General features: G+C 42.9%; 12 protein-coding genes. 11 read left to right on the top strand and 1 reads right to left on the bottom strand.

What is annotated here, in order from left to right:
* Positions 1-71 precede the first annotated feature (71 nt).
* The 5 genes from ADA01nite_RS17650 (at position 72) to ADA01nite_RS17635 (ending at position 11291) form a co-directional block, all read left to right on the top strand.
* Positions 72-8534 carry a phage tail tape measure protein gene (locus ADA01nite_RS17650; protein WP_146811709.1) on the top strand — a complete coding sequence of 2821 codons (8463 nt, stop codon included), beginning with the start codon at positions 72-74 and terminating at the stop codon, positions 8532-8534.
* Between the two features lie 255 nt (positions 8535-8789).
* On the top strand, positions 8790-8951 hold the full coding sequence (locus tag ADA01nite_RS22230; protein ID WP_170230359.1) for a hypothetical protein: 162 nt from the start codon (positions 8790-8792) through the stop codon (positions 8949-8951).
* Positions 8948-9364, top strand: coding sequence for a type II toxin-antitoxin system death-on-curing family toxin (locus ADA01nite_RS17645; RefSeq protein ID WP_146811708.1), 417 nt, complete (start codon positions 8948-8950; stop codon positions 9362-9364). Before ADA01nite_RS22230 ends, ADA01nite_RS17645 begins: the two co-directional genes overlap by 4 nt.
* A 181-nt stretch (positions 9365-9545) precedes the next feature.
* Positions 9546-10520 (top strand): DUF4309 domain-containing protein, encoded by a 975-nt coding sequence (locus ADA01nite_RS17640; protein WP_146811706.1) that lies wholly within the window; start codon positions 9546-9548, stop codon positions 10518-10520.
* 21 nt (positions 10521-10541) lie between these two features.
* The gene (locus ADA01nite_RS17635; RefSeq protein ID WP_146811704.1) at positions 10542-11291 is read left to right on the top strand and encodes a hypothetical protein; all 750 of its coding nucleotides are present in this window, start codon (positions 10542-10544) and stop codon (positions 11289-11291) included.
* A gap of 137 nt (positions 11292-11428) precedes the next feature.
* Here ADA01nite_RS17635 and ADA01nite_RS17630 read toward each other — a convergent pair whose 3' ends face one another.
* Complete coding sequence (locus ADA01nite_RS17630) at positions 11429-11866, bottom strand: helix-turn-helix domain-containing protein (protein WP_146811702.1); 438 nt, start codon at positions 11864-11866, stop codon at positions 11429-11431.
* 215 nt (positions 11867-12081) lie between these two features.
* Here ADA01nite_RS17630 and ADA01nite_RS17625 point away from each other — a divergent pair, with 215 nt between their 5' ends.
* From ADA01nite_RS17625 to ADA01nite_RS22685, 6 genes are all read left to right on the top strand, one after another.
* Positions 12082-12336 (top strand): hypothetical protein, encoded by a 255-nt coding sequence (locus ADA01nite_RS17625; protein WP_146811700.1) that lies wholly within the window; start codon positions 12082-12084, stop codon positions 12334-12336.
* Between the two features lie 76 nt (positions 12337-12412).
* Entirely contained in the window at positions 12413-12571 is a 159-nt protein-coding gene (locus ADA01nite_RS22225; protein WP_170230358.1) for a hypothetical protein, read from the top strand.
* A gap of 405 nt (positions 12572-12976) precedes the next feature.
* Positions 12977-14245 carry an RNA-guided endonuclease TnpB family protein gene (locus ADA01nite_RS17620; RefSeq protein WP_146811698.1) on the top strand — a complete coding sequence of 423 codons (1269 nt, stop codon included), beginning with the start codon at positions 12977-12979 and terminating at the stop codon, positions 14243-14245.
* A gap of 451 nt (positions 14246-14696) precedes the next feature.
* Complete coding sequence (locus ADA01nite_RS17615; RefSeq protein WP_170230357.1) at positions 14697-15305, top strand: S-layer homology domain-containing protein; 609 nt, start codon at positions 14697-14699, stop codon at positions 15303-15305.
* 216 nt (positions 15306-15521) lie between these two features.
* Entirely contained in the window at positions 15522-16295 is a 774-nt protein-coding gene (locus ADA01nite_RS17610; protein WP_146811695.1) for a hypothetical protein, read from the top strand.
* Between the two features lie 12 nt (positions 16296-16307).
* On the top strand, positions 16308-17037 hold a 730-nt coding region (locus ADA01nite_RS22685; protein WP_281286036.1), incomplete at its 3' end, for a M23 family metallopeptidase.

The raw sequence follows: 17037 nt of genomic DNA, 5'->3' as shown, positions 1-17037 counted from the left end.
GCGAAAATACCTGCGGGAAGGTCTTGCCTATTCTAAGGACAAGACTTTTTCTTTTTTGGACGGTGAGATGGATGTCAGAAGAAAAACATTCACTGAAAACGGAGATTGAACTTTTCTTCGGGGATGCTGTCAGCGAGACAGAACGGTTAGCGAATGCTATGGCTTTACTTAACACAGCAGTCACAGCTTCAGAAGGGAAATTGAATCTGTCTCAATTAGTATCTGATTTTAATAAACTGAAAGAAGCACTCTCAGGTGAAGGTAGACTTGTAGCGGAACTTGATGCCGGAAACATTAAAAAGCGCATTGAGTCATTTTTAAATAATGCCATTAACAATATGCAGATCGAATTGAAACATGAAACACGCGGGCGAAAAAGCAAACAAATTGATATTTCACAGGAAACACAGAAGCTAACGGAACAAGCCCAAAAGCAAATGATGGAGGAAGTTAAAAAAGCCATTGAAGAAGGAATTGTACCTGGAAGCTTCAAAGTAAAGGGAGCGTCAGGTAGAGTCAATGTTGATCTATTGAAATTAAATGACATTGACGAAATGATAAAGTTGACCGCAAAAGCCGGCTATGAAGGTGCAGTTGACGTACTGAACAGCATCAAGAAAAAAATCACACAATCACCAGCGGAACAAGAAGGATTTAAGTTTGTCATTCCACCAAGTGCAGTAACGACTATAAAAGGTACGATTCAAGAAAAAATTATTGCCGCAATGGAAAATGCACAGGTTCATGGTAATTTCAAACCGGTAGCCTCATTCAATTTGAAATCATTGGATTTGATTCAGAAACGGATGAAAACAGCACTGGAAGAAGCGATTAATAAAAATCTCGAATTCGAGTTTATCCACGGTAAAACCAAAGAAAAAGTACCGTTCAAGTTCACACTAACAACCGAGTTAATGCATCGTGTAATCGAGATGGCACAGCGCGAACTCGCCAAGGTATTGGTCAATCCTGAAAGTGTTCAACTTCCCAAAGATGCGAAACAGGCTGATTTCAAGGTAAACGTAATAGGGATGGAGGAAACACTCAACAAGATTAAAACGTGGGTAACCAATGTCAACAACCATTTTCTATCAGCAGATGCCGACGTAAACAAGTTAATTGCATCTAACATCGATATGGAGAATTTTCAGCAAAAGATTACAAGCATCGGAGATAAAATCAAGCAAGTATCCGATGCGTTCAAAAAGATTCAGGTGTCAGACGAATCATCGAATCTGGCTGCGCTTGTAAAAGAAGCAGAAAGCTTACAAACGTCCGTTATCAATTTTTTAACCGTGTACAAAGCGATCCCGAAAACCATCAGAGAATCACTTGACCATAATTTATCTGTTGTGCTTAAAGAATACGAGTCATCACTTACACAATTGAAAGTGGATGCGGCCAAGGAAGAATTGATCAAAGGATTCGGTCAAGTAGAGAAGAAAATGAAAACGGCGATTGAACAGTCCTTTGTTCAACTGATTGAACAAACACCACATGTGATTGATGCGAGTAAATTATTGACGATTTACAATGCCTGGTCGAAGTCTATGACTGAGCATTTAGATCGTTCAGCAAGAGAAGAATTATCTACGTTATCAACCTCCATTATTTCTAACAGCCAAGCGGTAATGCATCAGTTTACACAGTCGTTGCTTGGTTTGCTGCATGTTGTTGTTCCACCGTCAGCAGAGAAAAAAGACGAAGTAACCGTACCTTATATGCAAGTACAGGAGCGGATTCGTCAGCGTGTGCAGGATTTTGTCCAGCAGTTAGTCGGTGACTTTACTATTTCTCGTCCTCCGCAAGAAGGGGAAGGTATCGGAATTAATATCGAAATTCCGCAGGTCGCAATGAACCGTGTACAGACAATATTAAAAGACATGGTGGAGGAGCAATTGCGCGAGTTAACGGGGCGCATCGGTACGGAAAAGCCATCGCTGTCAAAAGAGGAAACGAAAGCGATTGACGAGATGTTATATGCAGAATCAAAGAAAATCCTCAATCTTGTGGTTGACCAGGCGCGTTCCATTGCCAAGTCATTCACCGATGGCATCTCTAAGGATGGATTTGCGACGTTTACACAAGAAGAGCGGGCGAAAGTGCGTGAGCAGTTACTGCAAGACATGGGACATATCGTAGCGGAGTTATCATCCAGTATGCAGGTGCTTTTACAGACCTTTTCCATTCCGCGTGATTTAGGTATCGGCGGAAGTGAGAAAGTAAGAGGATTACTCAATAATATTTTTAAGGGGATCGATAACTCCGTTTTCTCTCACCTGAATAAGTTATTATCGGAAGTAGAAGTAGGTGGCCGGATATCGCTATCGACACTTCCGAGAATGAAGAAAGAACTTCGTGATTTCGAAAACAAAAAAATATCGAGGTCAGAGATAGAAGAATGGAAGAAACATGATCTTGATTATCAGTTCCTGAAAATGATTAAGCAATCACGGATTATGAAGCCATCAGAAGGTGATGCGTACTATAGTGACTTCTATGTGACAAGAGATCATGTAACCGGAGCGCGTCAAGTGCCAGAACTTCCGAAGTGGATTCAGTCGTTGTTTGTTTCAAATAAAGATGAATTAGGGAAATCTATTTCTCACGCTGCTGCTAACCTGGACCCGAAATTCGGTATCAAGTCCGAAACAGAGTTCATGGATTATCTGAAACGGCTAGCAAGTAAGTATGATGGCATGAAGTCTATCGAAGAAAGGCTAAAAAATGAACTGTTAAATGATGTTGACCGTGCTGTAATCGAGCATATGAAGTCAACCATTCGCCAACTTGAGCAGTTGCAGAAAGTAGCGAAAGCGGCCTTGACTCCACGTTTGCGCAAAACGGGCAGTTACCGAATCAAAGACGAACACTTTGAACAATTCGCCAATGTTATTGGCAAAGTGAGCAGAGAAGGAGTTCCGCGTTTTTCGCAGAAGGAAATTGATCAGGCGGTAGCGCAGCGCAGGGAAAAGAATGCATCTGTCATCGGATTGCGCCAGAAACTGAACGAGACAACGGATGCGGTTGTGAAGGAAGTTGAAAATAAGCTGCTCCATAATATTGATTCTGGATTCGTGCGATTGATCGAGGGGATACGTGGAATTAACGTGCCGCCGATTGAGTTTACTATCGTAGGTCGTATTCAGTCATGGATGCAGCAGGTGCAAGATGAGACTGCACGTGTTCTGGAACGGATGGTGGATAGTTCGTTACGCCCTGTACTCGAACAAAACATTCCGTTCCCGACGCATAACGCAGGTCATGGTCAGCCGTTTATTCATGCAGGTTCACCGTATCCACCTGGATTCAATCCGTTCGGATCCCCTGCTCAAACCGGTAATGAACAGCTTACTCCTTACATCCCGCAAGCAGCACCACGCACTGATTTTGACCGGATGCATGCATTGGAACGTCAGGCGCTAATTAATGCTGAACGTATTCAGAACCGCTTTAACAATTTGATGCAGAAGGGAGACTTTACACCGGATAATTTCAGAGAATTAACGGACATATTGAATGCATATCAAGCAGAAGTAGGAGCAGCGGCCAGTCGTTATCGAAATGTGCTCACTCAATTGGGAACGGACGGCACAACAGGTACAGAAGACGAAACGGTGGCTCGTTTATTGGCGGAAGCAAGAACAAGATTACGTGAGGAAACGAATCTTGCTAAGCAACGACTGGATCACTACATTGAGAGTACATTCAAGCCAGCAAGTCAATCCGATGCGCTGACAAAACGGTTGTTACAACAGGAATTAAAAAATGCGGGTTATCTTGATGCAGCGGATTTGAACGTACAAAAGATGCAGACACGCTTTTATGGAAAATTGGATGAGGCACAGATGCAGGCGTTAAACGGAGAATTATCACGCTACTACCAGTTAGCGCAACAAGTTAGTTCTATGCACCTGCTAAACGAGGAAGATATTGCAGCATCAAAACGAGAAATGCAGTATCTGAACCAGTTACTTGCATCAATCTCAGCACGTTACAGTCAGATTGCCAAACAAACAGCAGAAGCTAATAAACAGCAGCGGGATCGGGATAAGCGCGGGGAGTTGATTGGACAACACGATTTACTGCGTAACATGTCGATCAGTTCAGCAAAGTTTAAAGATACACTCAAGCAAATGAATGAATTTAGTAACTTTGTTGAGATTACCAATGCACAGGTTCGAAAAGGCGCGGATGGCTGGAATAGCTGGTCTGCTACTCTAAAAACTGCTGAAGGTAATACGGTTCGCATGTCCGGTGTGATTAATATGCTGACCGGTGAAATCTATCGTCAATCTGAATCAATCCGGGAAGCGCAAAGTCGATTGGAACGGTATGCACAGATGTCAGCGATAGCGTCACCATTTGCCAATTCAATGCGTGGGGGTCGCGGATGGCAGAAGGACTACTCTTTACCAAACCATGACTATACAGTAGACCAAAGCGTAGGGATTAGTCCAGGTGGGGATACACGGACGTTTATGGGTTCCGTTGTCAACACGATGCGGTATATGACAGCAGGAATGCTGATGGGGACACCAACAATGATGTTCCACTCGGCGTTTGAGTCGGCAAAAGAGTTTGACTACCAGCTAGAGAAAGCGCGTCAGAACTTTATCATCAAGGATGCGCAAATGTGGAATCAGGCTGTTCAGGAAGTAAGTATGCAGTATGGGAACATCCAGGACAGTTCTAAGTTAAATGAGCTGGTTAAGAAAGAGTCGGATCGACTTGTATATGAAATTCGGGATGGAGCAGTCAAGCGTTTGCAAGATATTTCTATCACATATGCTGTTCAGCCGGAAGAAGTATCGAAATCATGGCAGATTGCTTCGCGTCTAATGGATTCGCCAGATGAAGCGATAGCTTTCACAAGGGAAGTTGCAAAGGTTAGAACACTAGAAGAAGTCGATGTCGAGAAAGCAGCCATGGGGTTTGAAGCAATCAAAGCACAATGGGGTATCAGTGGTTATCAGATGGAAAAATTTAATAACATGATGATAAAAGCAGCAAACATTTCTAGTGCTAAGATTGAGGATTTACTGCAAGCCAATCAACGCTCAGGTTCCATTATGCGAAACAATCTCGAAGGATCGGGGATGAAGAAAGAGGATGCGTTTGCAGCGACTACCGCACTATATTCGTTGTTTGTGCAAGGGACGGGACGGAGTGGTGCAGAAGCGGGTACATTCTTTAAAAATGTTACAGAACGTCCGTATCAATGGGCGCAAGCGACATACTTTAAAAAGAAAGCAAAAGAATTAGGAATTGCTGAACTTGATCCGTACACTACAGATGCACAGGGAAATCAGCAAAAACGTGCATATACCGATTGGCTAGCTGCTTTTATTAAAGCCATGGCCGTTGCGATGCCACAGGATAAAACGGAAATGCTTAAACAATCATCTGGTATTTGGCACAGCGGTTCCACATCCGCAATAGAGTCTATGATTACAGACCTTCAACATCAAAGCGAAAGAATTGCGAAAATCGTAAATAACAATCGCCAGTTAGTTGGATTAGAAAAGCTGGATGAAAAAGCACAGCTCGATCAAATTATTAAAGAGTACGTGAAACAAATTCTTGAAACAAAGCCGGAAGATATTGATGTCATGCTTGCGGGGATGTCCAGCACATGGAAGTTCCAGACAGAGCGTGTCAAAGCGATGTGGAGTGTGGCTACTTTTGGCGTATTTGATGCTTTGAAGCCGGAGTTCCAAAGTGTGGTAGCAACGTTAGGAATCGTACTGCGTTCGATGCAGGAAAATGCTGAAACATGGGCGCAGGCTATCCAAGGAATTACCAATATCGGAATGATGTTGGCGGCAGGGTATGGAGTCGGTTGGGTTGGTGAGAAATGGAAGGAGAGCGGTAAACAGACGCAGCGCGATGAAATAGACAGGCACAGGGGATTGTTACAAGCAGAACGTGGAGCCATAAGTCTTCGCAAGGATTTGTTGGAAGATCGCCTTGCACAATTCCATAGTCAACATGGGAAAGAAATTGAACGTTTCAACGCGGTAAAAGATGAAAAAGTGTATAAATCGCGCACTGAATTGATACAGGCAGAGGGGCAGTTGCAACAAGAAAAAAATCGCTATGATCGTATAAAAAATAGACTTACACCATTCGAAGATGAGCAGGAGCGGGCACGGATTTATAGTTTGGAACGAAACGTAGATGAGAAGAGAAGAAAAGCTGAAGAGCATGAACGGAAACATGGTCTTGATTCTCGTGTTCTTGATGAATATAGCCGCCTTCAGGAAGAAATGGCGCAGGTAGCAGTGCAGGCTACACGATTGAATCAGCGGATGGATTTGCTTGATCGAGCAGCAAGAGAAATGGGAGTAGATGTATCAAAATTAGAAGTAGAAATGACGAAGTTAGACACGGAGTTTAGAAACGGCTCTCTTAATATGGATCGTTACAACAATTTGTTGCGTGAAACTGCGCGGGAAGCAGGAATTGCTGATGACAATGTAATGCGTCTACAACGTGAAATCGATAAGTTGAACCGCGAGTTTGCGCAGGGTCAAATCAATGCTCAGAAGTATATTGCAACCGTAGCCCAACTACGCAATCAGCATTTGACAGGAGATGCCGCACTCCCGGGTGGTGGATATGGTGGTGTGGCGAATCAACAAGGGGCTGGACTGTTGAACATGATTGCACAAGGTTCCTTGTTCGCTGCGCTGATGGGTGGATTCGGTGGACGTTCGATATTCAAACGTACCGGCGATGTTTGGGCACGGATGAAAGAAGCAGTACAAGATAGGTCAGTCGGTGGATTCGTTCGTAGTTTCGGTAGCTTCTTCGGGCGTGGACTTGAACGGGATGAAAACGGGAAAATCGTGCGTGATGAGAATGGTCGCGTTCGGCATGCACCGCGTGTTGTACCAGTAGAGGGGGCAGCGGGTGAAGGTCGGGGTATGATGAGCAGACTTGCGGCTAGTTCTCCGCGATTGGCAAGTGTTTTGTCTATGGGAGGTAGTTTCCTTAAAACTACTGCACTGGGGGCTATCGCGTGGACAGGTATCGAAGCGTTATTCGGCGCAATGACGTATGGCATGGCGAATAAAAACGAGAAAACACAGATCAATATTCAAGAGTTCAAGGATATTGAGAATAACGTCAAAAATATTAAAGAATCGTCATCGGTACTCATGAAGATACTTTTGGGCGTAAATGAAGGATTTGACGCACTTGCTGATGGATTGAAGACACTCATAACTGATTTTTCTTTTGAAGGCTTTGCGAAGCATTGGAATGCATGGGTGATAGGTTGGAATGCGAAAACACCAGAAGAGTTCGAGAAGCAGATGGAAGCTCAAGCTGGTGTACGTTTACGCGAAAACATGATCAAATTGTATGGAGCAGAAGAAGTAGCAAAAATGGAGGCAGAGTATCGTAAACAAAAATTAATAGCTCCGAATGAAGCTTTGACGCTCGAAGATTACAAAGCGATTAACCAGCAGCGTATATTCAAAGAAGAACGCGAGAAGCAGAAGAAGCAGGAAGAATTGGAAAAGCCGCCTGAAAAACGCCCTGGAGATTATACAACAACCGAGGATATTCGCGCCTTCCTTGAGCCGCTTAAAAAAGAATTGGAATCTGATCGCTTGCACTCAGAAAGCGGATATGAAGTAGCGAAAACGAAAGCATTGATTGCTGGCATGCGCGAGGACAGCGAGAAAGTGCGCAAACTGACAAACGATTTCTTACAGGCGCAAATTGGACTTCTTCAGTTGTATAACGCTAAAATTGATGCAAAAATGAAAGAGATGATAGAAGATGCAAAGGAGATGGAGAAGAACGGCACGAAAGGTCAAGTAGATAAAGTAAAACAGGGAGAAGCGTACCGGGAGTTGGAGATGGAGAAAAACAGAGTACAAATGGAGATTGCTCAGAATCAACTTCAAATGCATCAAACCGATTTATCCGCGATTAGTAGCATTACAACCAAACTGGAACGTGCAAAACGCATGGCACAAGCAGAAGGAAATATCCGTCGTTCGAACTTGCTACTCGGTGGCGCAAAAGAAGATTCAATGGCTGTCAAAATAGCAGGTAGACAGACGATGCTCAATATTAACAATCAAATCGGTCAGGCGATTGTGGAACTGCAAAAGCAACTGAACAGTGGCAAGTTTCAAGGTGAAGATCGTAATGATATTTTGCTTCAAATCAAGGAACTGCAAGCAGAAAGCCGTGATAACCTTGTCAAAATCCGTGAAAAGATGACAAACAGTCTGTCCACGTACAACTTGCCATCCGGGATTCAAGGAATGACATTCCAGGAAGCGGTGCAGCGTAAAAATGACTACCGCTCATATGCGATTACGCAGGGTGGTTTGACAATCAACGTCAACGTACCGGTACAGGGGAATTTTGGCGATGAGAAGGTAGCGAAGCAGCGCGGGCAGGCAACGGCACGGCAGGTGGCACAAGAAGTATCGAATATCCTGAGTCGTCAGGTGAAATCGTTTGGAGCGGGAGTGGGGTATTTCAGCCCGTTCGCCGTTGGAAGAACATAGATTAATTTGAGTCGCTACCGTTTGGTGGCGGCTTTTTTGTGGTATGTTTCGTCAAAGCTATCGAAAATACAAAATGATTCACCATTGTATGCTAAATATTTACATGGTATGATAGAGTAAACCAAGAAAATGACGAACGATTCATACCCTATCATGCCATGTTCTCTAGTAGAATGATAAGCAAATTAGAGGACATATGGCTATCTTAAAAACTGGACAAGCCATATGCTATCTCGATAAAGGAGCTGATAGTGTATGTGCGATAAGAACGGAAAGGGTGATGATGATATGATGGAAGTAAAAGAACAAAAAGTTCAAAACATGACTAAAGAAGAGCGCAAGCAGTATGCCCGTGACCGTATTAAAAAAATCTGTGACCGTAATGATTCTGCATTAAGGAGATTGTCTAAAAATTGAGTTTAGAAGAATTTGATATAGTTCCTTTAACTTTAGACGATATATACGTAATTCATGAGGAAATGTTAGAACGTTACGGCGGGATTTCGGGGGCTAGAGAGCCAGGGTTAATAGAGTATATGACCGAAAAACCCTTTCAGGAAACTTTCGGCTATATTCTTTACCCTGGCTTATTTTTAAAAGCAGCTTGTTATATGGAGGGATTTGCTACTCATCAATATTTTAATGATGGTAATAAAAGAACAGCATATGGTTGTGCAGCTTTATTTTTAGATTATAACGGATTTACCATTATTGTTGATGATGAAGAGCTTTTCAATATGACTATGGACGTTGCTCTTAGAAGAGTTGACGTTAACGAACTTTCAAAGTGGCTTGAATCAGTTTCAGTTCCCTCAGAATACATAGAATAGTAAAACACTCTCCTTCAACAGAGGGTGTTTTTTATTTCGCTTAATTTTCCGACAAATATAAAGGTGATTGATGTAAAATGTAGGAAAAAGAAAGAAAAGGGGAGAGGAAATTTTGAAGATTGTACAGTATGTTGGAATAACCATTATATGCCTGTGTTTGCTGATATTAGGTGGGGTGTATGTGCAGCAGACGTTTTTTCCGTTTGAGCGGGTCGCAAAGACGGTGGGTGTGGATAAACAACCTGAGCCGGAAGTGAAGAAAGATGAACAGGTGAAGGTGGCAGAAAAAGTAGCAGAGACAGAGCGTGAGGAGAAGAAGAAAGGCGCGATTGTTAGTGGGCAGTTTGCTGTAATAAACAATCCTTGCTTTGCAGCGACTTCAGAGGAAGCGCAAGACGAAATGTATGCGTACATTAGAGAGGGGAATACAGATGGAATTATGAGAATGATGGTCAGATACGATATTTTCAAACTTCCTAAAGGAACGGGAGTGAATGTTGTTAAGCGTGGCTTTACAACGGCGGTGGTGGAAGTTGTAAATACAGGTGAAGTCGGAATAGTCCCTGTGGAATTTTTGTCTCACCCTGATGATGAGCAGGTGGTTGGTGTTTCTAAAGGAGCAGATGTGACTAAACCATCAGCTTCTGCGTCTTCTCATCAAGCTAATAAGAACACTGGGAACAATCAAGTATCTTCTGTTGAACAATATTTCCGTGATTTGAAAACGTATGCAGGAAAAGGGCAGTTAAAGGGAGTAAGTGTAAAAATAGGAGATACACAAGATAAGGTAACAGCTAAATATAAAGAACCATTAGATACAACTTATTTTAACGGTGGGGATTGGCATGTGTACCTATCTTTCGTTATCATTTTCAACAAAAACGAAGAGGAAGAGACTAATAAAATAGTAGCGCTTGCGATTGACAAAGATAATATCAAGAAAAAACATGCTGATTTGACTTTTGCCCAAATCAAAAAAATTCTTGGGAAACCATTTGAAGAAGCACACGACGAGGATAGTGGTGAAGGTGATAATGAGTGGCGCCTTGACTATAAAAGCGGTTCATATATACTTTCCTTTCGTGCTTATACTGAAAAAGGAAAAATAAAAGGGATTTACGTTTACAAATATAATCCTAATAGCAGACCTGCTTAAAAATATATAGTAGAGGTGAGAATGATGAAAAAGTCAATTGGAAAACTTGTTTTGATTTTGTTGGTGGCAGTCGTATTATTTCCAGTTACAGTATCGAATGGGGTAGTGGAAGCAGGAACGGACCCAGCGCTTGTTGACAATATGAAAAAGAAGAGTCGTCAGTTTTTCGATATGAAAGATGAGAATGGTGTGACGTATAACGTTTATGTTTTCTCAAATAACGAAAAAAAGAAAGTGACAGGAAGAAGCGATATATGGGCAGGAGCAAGTGAAGGTGATATTTGGTATACAGGTGATTACCATATTGCTTTACGTAAGAAAGGAAGTAACGTTGTGCATATTCAACGATACGATGTAGTAGGATACGAGTATAACTATACAAGAAAAATGATATACCTTCTTTCGTCCAAGAATATAGGGCAGCCAGATATTATTTCGTTCTCTACAACTGAGTGCTCGAATTGCAGAGAAGCAAGAATGTATTATATAAAAGATGGGAGAATAGAGAGAGTTAAAATAAAAACTGATGATGATGTGGATGAAACACTGTGGTATTCAGAAAAGCCGAAGGTAATCGGTAAAAACTTGTATCAATCAGTGGTTTTTACAAATACAGAAGACATCGGAGTTCATTTCAACACCTACTCGTTTAATCCAAAAACAGGTGTTATGACACTGATTAAAACGAAGAGTTATATCAACGATCAACAAGAACTAGGCGATGCCATTTATAAAAAGTGGAAAGCGAGTCCTGCCTATGTAGTCAATTGAACTTTAAACAAAGAGGGCATCTGTCCTCTCTAATGTTTTCGCGTCGTATCATCACGGGTTGCGGCGGTTTCGTCGTTCTGAAAAAATGAGGATGAACTAACGGAATGAGACGAAGTTCCGCCGGCTCATCCTCAATTTTATGCTTCTGATTTCGCGGCGGCCTCTTCTCTTTCGTTTCCATTCACTGACTTGGACGACGTTACTGTCCTGTCTCGTTGGCGAACCTCACTTCCCTGGCCAAGCAACAAGCCTTCGATGATTCCCTCCACTTTGATTCGGTTCTCCCTGGTCAACCGCCGGAATTTGGCCAGAAACTCGATGTCTGCGGGAGAAAAATCCCCTCCGATTGCTTGCTCTGATATACGTGCGGATTTTTCACCCTCCCCTCTTAAAATCCAATCAGCCGAAACGTCAAAAAAATCGGATAACGCGATCAAAGCGTCGGCTCCAGGTTTAACCTTGTCCAACTCCCAGTCACCAACATTCCCGCGCGAAACGCCGATAGCCTCCGCCAAATCCTTCTGACTAATTTTTTTGGTAGCCCGAAGCTCTTTGATCCTTTGGCCAATACTCATTAGATCACCCTCCGCATTAATATTCGAGCAATACAAGAAAAATACACGTAAAATTACGCGTTTATTGTTGACCGTGCACTAATATACGTGTATTATATTGGTAGATAGAAAACCACATCACAAACCGATTCTACCATACCGCAATAGGTGCAAACAGTCGAACCTTGACAACTGAATAGCAAGATTCAGTGGATATTTGTGAGGAGGGAAATCGTATGAACCAAAAAACTGGTTTGCTAGACGATATGATGGCATTTTTGCTTCAACCTCATAGACTCACATACAAAGACGTATACACAGCACTTGATATACTCATTTTATGTCCGGAGTGGGAACAAGAGCAAGCATGGGATATTTTGAAGGCGGTGACTCTGAGATACGAAATTGCCCCCGCTGATGATTGGCAGAAGGAAACAGGGGATTTTCTCGAAGATATGAGAATTATTTTGGACAGACCGGAACGATCGTGATGATATTGAACTGTATGATGCCATTGTTTCGCTAATGTTGTGCCAGGAATCAGAACGCGAGGAAGCGTGGAATATCATGAGAGCCATCGTGTATCGGTATGAGAATGAGCCAATCGTTTCGACACAAGATGTAGTTGATGTAGAAGAGTTGTTTCAAGAAATATTTCGTTTGATAGAACAGTTGAACCGAGAGGAAGCGGAATACTATGATAGTTATTCTCTGCTGGTGAACTAAACACAGGGTAGGAGTTGTTTGGGCCGGTTCGGCGGCCTTAAATCGAGAAGTGTTCCAGAAGGTATGGAATGGCACTCGATAAGGTACACGCAAATGCGTGGGAAACGTCATACATGAAAACCGTATGACCACCATCGTCGGTCAGGAATGATGTGAAAGTATCAGGAGAGCGACGAATACAAAGAGCAGGAATATCACAGTTTCTGCAAGATATGAGCAGAAAAGTGCAAGACATGCTGATGACCTGAAAATATAGAGGTTTCAAGGCTTCGCATGAGTTTCTGCTCGATGTAACTGGAGTGCGAAGTGCGGTTCATTGGCTGTGTCGAAAAGTCTAACTTGGGTTTCTGCTCAATGTAGCTGGGGTGCGAAGTTCAATGCAGCCAAAACAAGGGAGGCAAGAAAATGAAACACACGAAAGTCATGCGCTATCAAATTATCAAACCAATCAACGACACGTGGGAAACGTTGGGACATGTTCTGCGAGAAATCCAGCGAGAGACACGCGCGGCGCTAAACAAGACTATTCAACTCGCTTGGGAATGGCAGGGATTCAGCGCAGAATATAAGCAACGTTATGAAGAATATCCAAAAACAAAAGATCATCTTGGATATTCAGCGCTGCATGGCTATGCCTACAATCGCCTGAAAGATGAGTTCTACCGAATGAACACAGCTAATCTATCCCAGACGGTCAAACGTGCGGCAGACAAGTGGAAATCCGACCTAAAAGATGTTCTGCGGGGTGATAAATCTATTGCCAGCTTCAAAAAAGACTGTCCGATTGATATTGTGTCTCAGGCGCTTAGAATTCGCAAAGATGGTAGCGACTACATCATGACGCTTAGCCTCGTAAGCATCAAATACCGAAAAGAACTGGAACGCAAGCAATCATTTTTTGATGTGCTTATTAGTGCCAATGATAAAACGCAGCGTGACATTCTTGACAGGCTCATCGCTGGAGAGTACAAGCTCGGAGCATCACAACTGCTCTATCACAAGAAGAAATGGTTCGTTAATGTGAACTACCAGTTTGAGAAAGAAGAAACAGCATTCGATCAGGATAACATCATGGGTGTTGACCTGGGGATCGTCTATCCGGTATACATGGCGTTCAATAACTCGTTAAATCGGTATAAAATAGAAGGTGGGGAGATTGAACGATTTCGAGCGCAAGTGGAACGTCGGAAAAAACAACTTCTTCAGCAAGCCAAATACTGCGGTGATGGACGGCGCGGCCACGGAACCAAAACACGTATCCAACCAATCGAAGTCGTCTCGGACAAAGTAGCCAACTTCCGAGATACAGTGAATCACCGATATTCACGCTATGTAGTGGATATGGCTATCAAACACCGTTGTGGCACAATTCAGATGGAGGATCTTTCTGGAATTGCAGCAGAAGACACTTTCCTTAAACGTTGGTCATATTACGATCTACAACAGAAAATCGAATACAAAGCCAAAGAAGCTGGTATACAGGTTGTCTATATAAAGCCTGATTATACAAGCCAACGTTGCTCGAAATGCGGTCATATTGAACGCGATAATCGAACAGAACAGGCGACATTTGAATGTAAGTCATGCGGCTTTAAGACGAATGCTGATTTTAATGCAGCACGAAACATTGCCACAAAGGATATTGAGAAGATTATCGCAGAAACATTGAAATAATGAGCTGTTTAAAAATTTTCGGGGCGATTCGGCGTCATTGAGTCGAGAAGTGCTTTGGAAAGTACAAAGTGGCACTCGATAAGGTACACGCTTATGCGTGGGAAACGCTATGCATGAAAACCGCATAGCCACCATCGTCGACCGATAGTAGCGTCAAAACTACTGAGGATCGACGACATACAGAACGCAGGAATGACGGGAGGTTTTCGCATTCAAGCAGAGATATCTTTCTGCATATAAGAAGCGAGAAAAGTAGTAATATCAAGCTACTTCGTGTTTTTCTGCGGAATGTATATGGAATGCGAAGTTCTGATTCGTATACGCCCGTGCATGAATATCCGATTTTCTGCGGAATGTATATGGAATGCGAAGAGAGACTTCCCAGGTCACAACATATATATGATTTTGCTATTTTTTGCGGAATGTATATGGAATGCGAAGAGGTGATCGCATGTCACAGGTTAAAGTTTTTGACAATGCTAACGAACCACACAAACGAAAACTTTTCTACGCCACAGGTATCGCAGGGGCGGAATGGAAAGAAGTCCCGGCACGTATCATCGAGCCATACTCGCCACCGACCCCATCCTTGCGCGTTAAAGAAAACAAAGTACTGAACGCTCCATCAGATTTAGTCGGCAGTACCACAGCAAGCTATCGAATGAAAGCGCGGCTACTATTCCAGACGCGGCAAGATTTGACTGCATACCTTGTTTATATCAATTATCCGCACAAGTTTTATGATGAGCGCGGCGTGATTTATATTGGCTCAGTCGATGACCACATTCCAAGTGTTCACGAAGGGTTGCAGCGTTACACAGTCGAAATTTCCATGCTTATGACAAGGAAAGACCAGTATGATAAGAAGTACGAGAATCCATTTTCTGATACGAATCCTGATGCATGGTATTACAAAGATTTACTGGAGCTTATTGACATGGGCGTTATCGCTGGAAAAACAGATACAACATTCCGGCCTAACGACTACATTTCTCGTGCCGAGTTTGCCGCGCTGTTGAACAGGATACGCAGGCTTGCTGAGTTAACAATTCGGACATAGAGGGGGCGAAAGTGTGACAGTTAGAGGTTTTGTTGACGTAACCCCGGACAAATGGTTTTACGACGATGTCATGGACTGTGCGAATTACTTGCTGGAAGATGACTCGCCGTTGATAGTAGGGATTTCGTAAAAGAGGCAGATAAATCGATTTATCAGTACGTTTATAATCTCGATGGAAGGGGCTTCAGTGAAGTTGTATCATGCTTCGGAACACAGTTGAAACGAATCCGTATTTCAGAGGGTGAGTGGTACCTTTCCAATCACAATGAACTGCTGGCGAAGTATATAGGTGATAAACCAAACCTCTACACTATAACACCGGGCGGTATTGTCTACTGTTCGTTCAACGTGGCTAATATGAAATGCAAAATCCGTTATCAGATGAAAGTGAGAGGGATTCTTGTAACGACTGGTGGCGAGTTTATTCCCGCATCTCAAAAAGTGAAGTATCTGGACCGTTTCTTCCCAGATGGGCAGTTGACGCGGGCAGAAGGTTTTTCAATCATTGACAGATTGCGACGTTCTTATTATCAGCGTTTTACTGACGCAGAGCCACCTGGTGCGACGATAGATGATACTTTCGTCGTTGAAGATTGTCAGGACACGTTTGTAACTTCGTCACGCTTCAGGATCGGAGAACCGTTGGAAGTGAAAGTGAATGGTTTTTTAAAAACGTTGGGAATTGATTATATTCAGGTTAATGATCATTCTGTTCAGTTTAAGTATTTGCTTCCAGCAGGAGCTGTTGTCACAATCAGAAGAACGAGACAAGAAAGTCATTTCGCAGACGGAGCTACACTAGGAGCATGGTACAAGGATGCGGTCATCTCAATGGAAAATGAACGAACGAGAGCAGGAGAACCGCTGATCGAAGGTGTTTTAAGTGGAGGACAGTTGTATTTTGACGGAGAATCCTATATGACTCGTGCCCAAGCAATAGTGCTGCTCAACAGGTTCAGAAAATGGGCAATCGAAACGTTCAAGGGTTAGATGGTGGGAAATGTGCAACCGGTATCAGACGAATTTAGAGAGCTTATCAAGAAGCATGTCAAAGTTGGCCCGCATGAAATGCCTGTGTGTATTGTAGAGGTTGACAGGATGGCATTTATCCCCGGCTGTACTGAGGAGATACAGTACCTGATCGGCGATCCAAACGTAAAAACGATACAGGATAGTGATATTGTGGGCGATGGTGAAACGGTACCTACTGATGAAATTGTATTCCCGGTAAAAGGGAAAGGAATAGGAGATGTTGGTTCAAAGTTTGGCAATCGGTTCCGCCCAATAGATAAAATATGGAAGAAACATACAGGAGTAGATATTCCGGCACCGCAAGGGGCTCCTATTTTATCTGCATGGGGCGGTGTAGTGAGACAGGCCGGACCTGTAAATGGGTACGGAAACATGGTCACTCTCGATCATGGAGATGGATATTATACTCGTTATGCTCACATGTGTAATGGATGTATCGAAGTGAATGTCGGTGATACGGTAAATGCAGGACAAAAAATTGGATCTGTAGGGAGTACAGGAAAATCTACCGGGCCACATTTGCATTTTGAAGTGCTTCAAGGTGGAATGAACAAAAACTATGCTGTTGATCCAATGCCATTTTTACAAAAGAAAAAAACAATTCCTACTTCCGTCAAAAATGAAGGTACAGGAGTAGAAACAGGAGAGCCGAAAAAAGTAACGGTTGGTGAGAAAGCGTTCTCGGTTACATTCGATTCTA

The organism is Aneurinibacillus danicus (assembly GCF_007991215.1).
Taxonomy (GTDB): domain Bacteria; phylum Bacillota; class Bacilli; order Aneurinibacillales; family Aneurinibacillaceae; genus Aneurinibacillus; species Aneurinibacillus danicus.
This window is presented reverse-complemented; position numbering and strand designations above follow the sequence as displayed.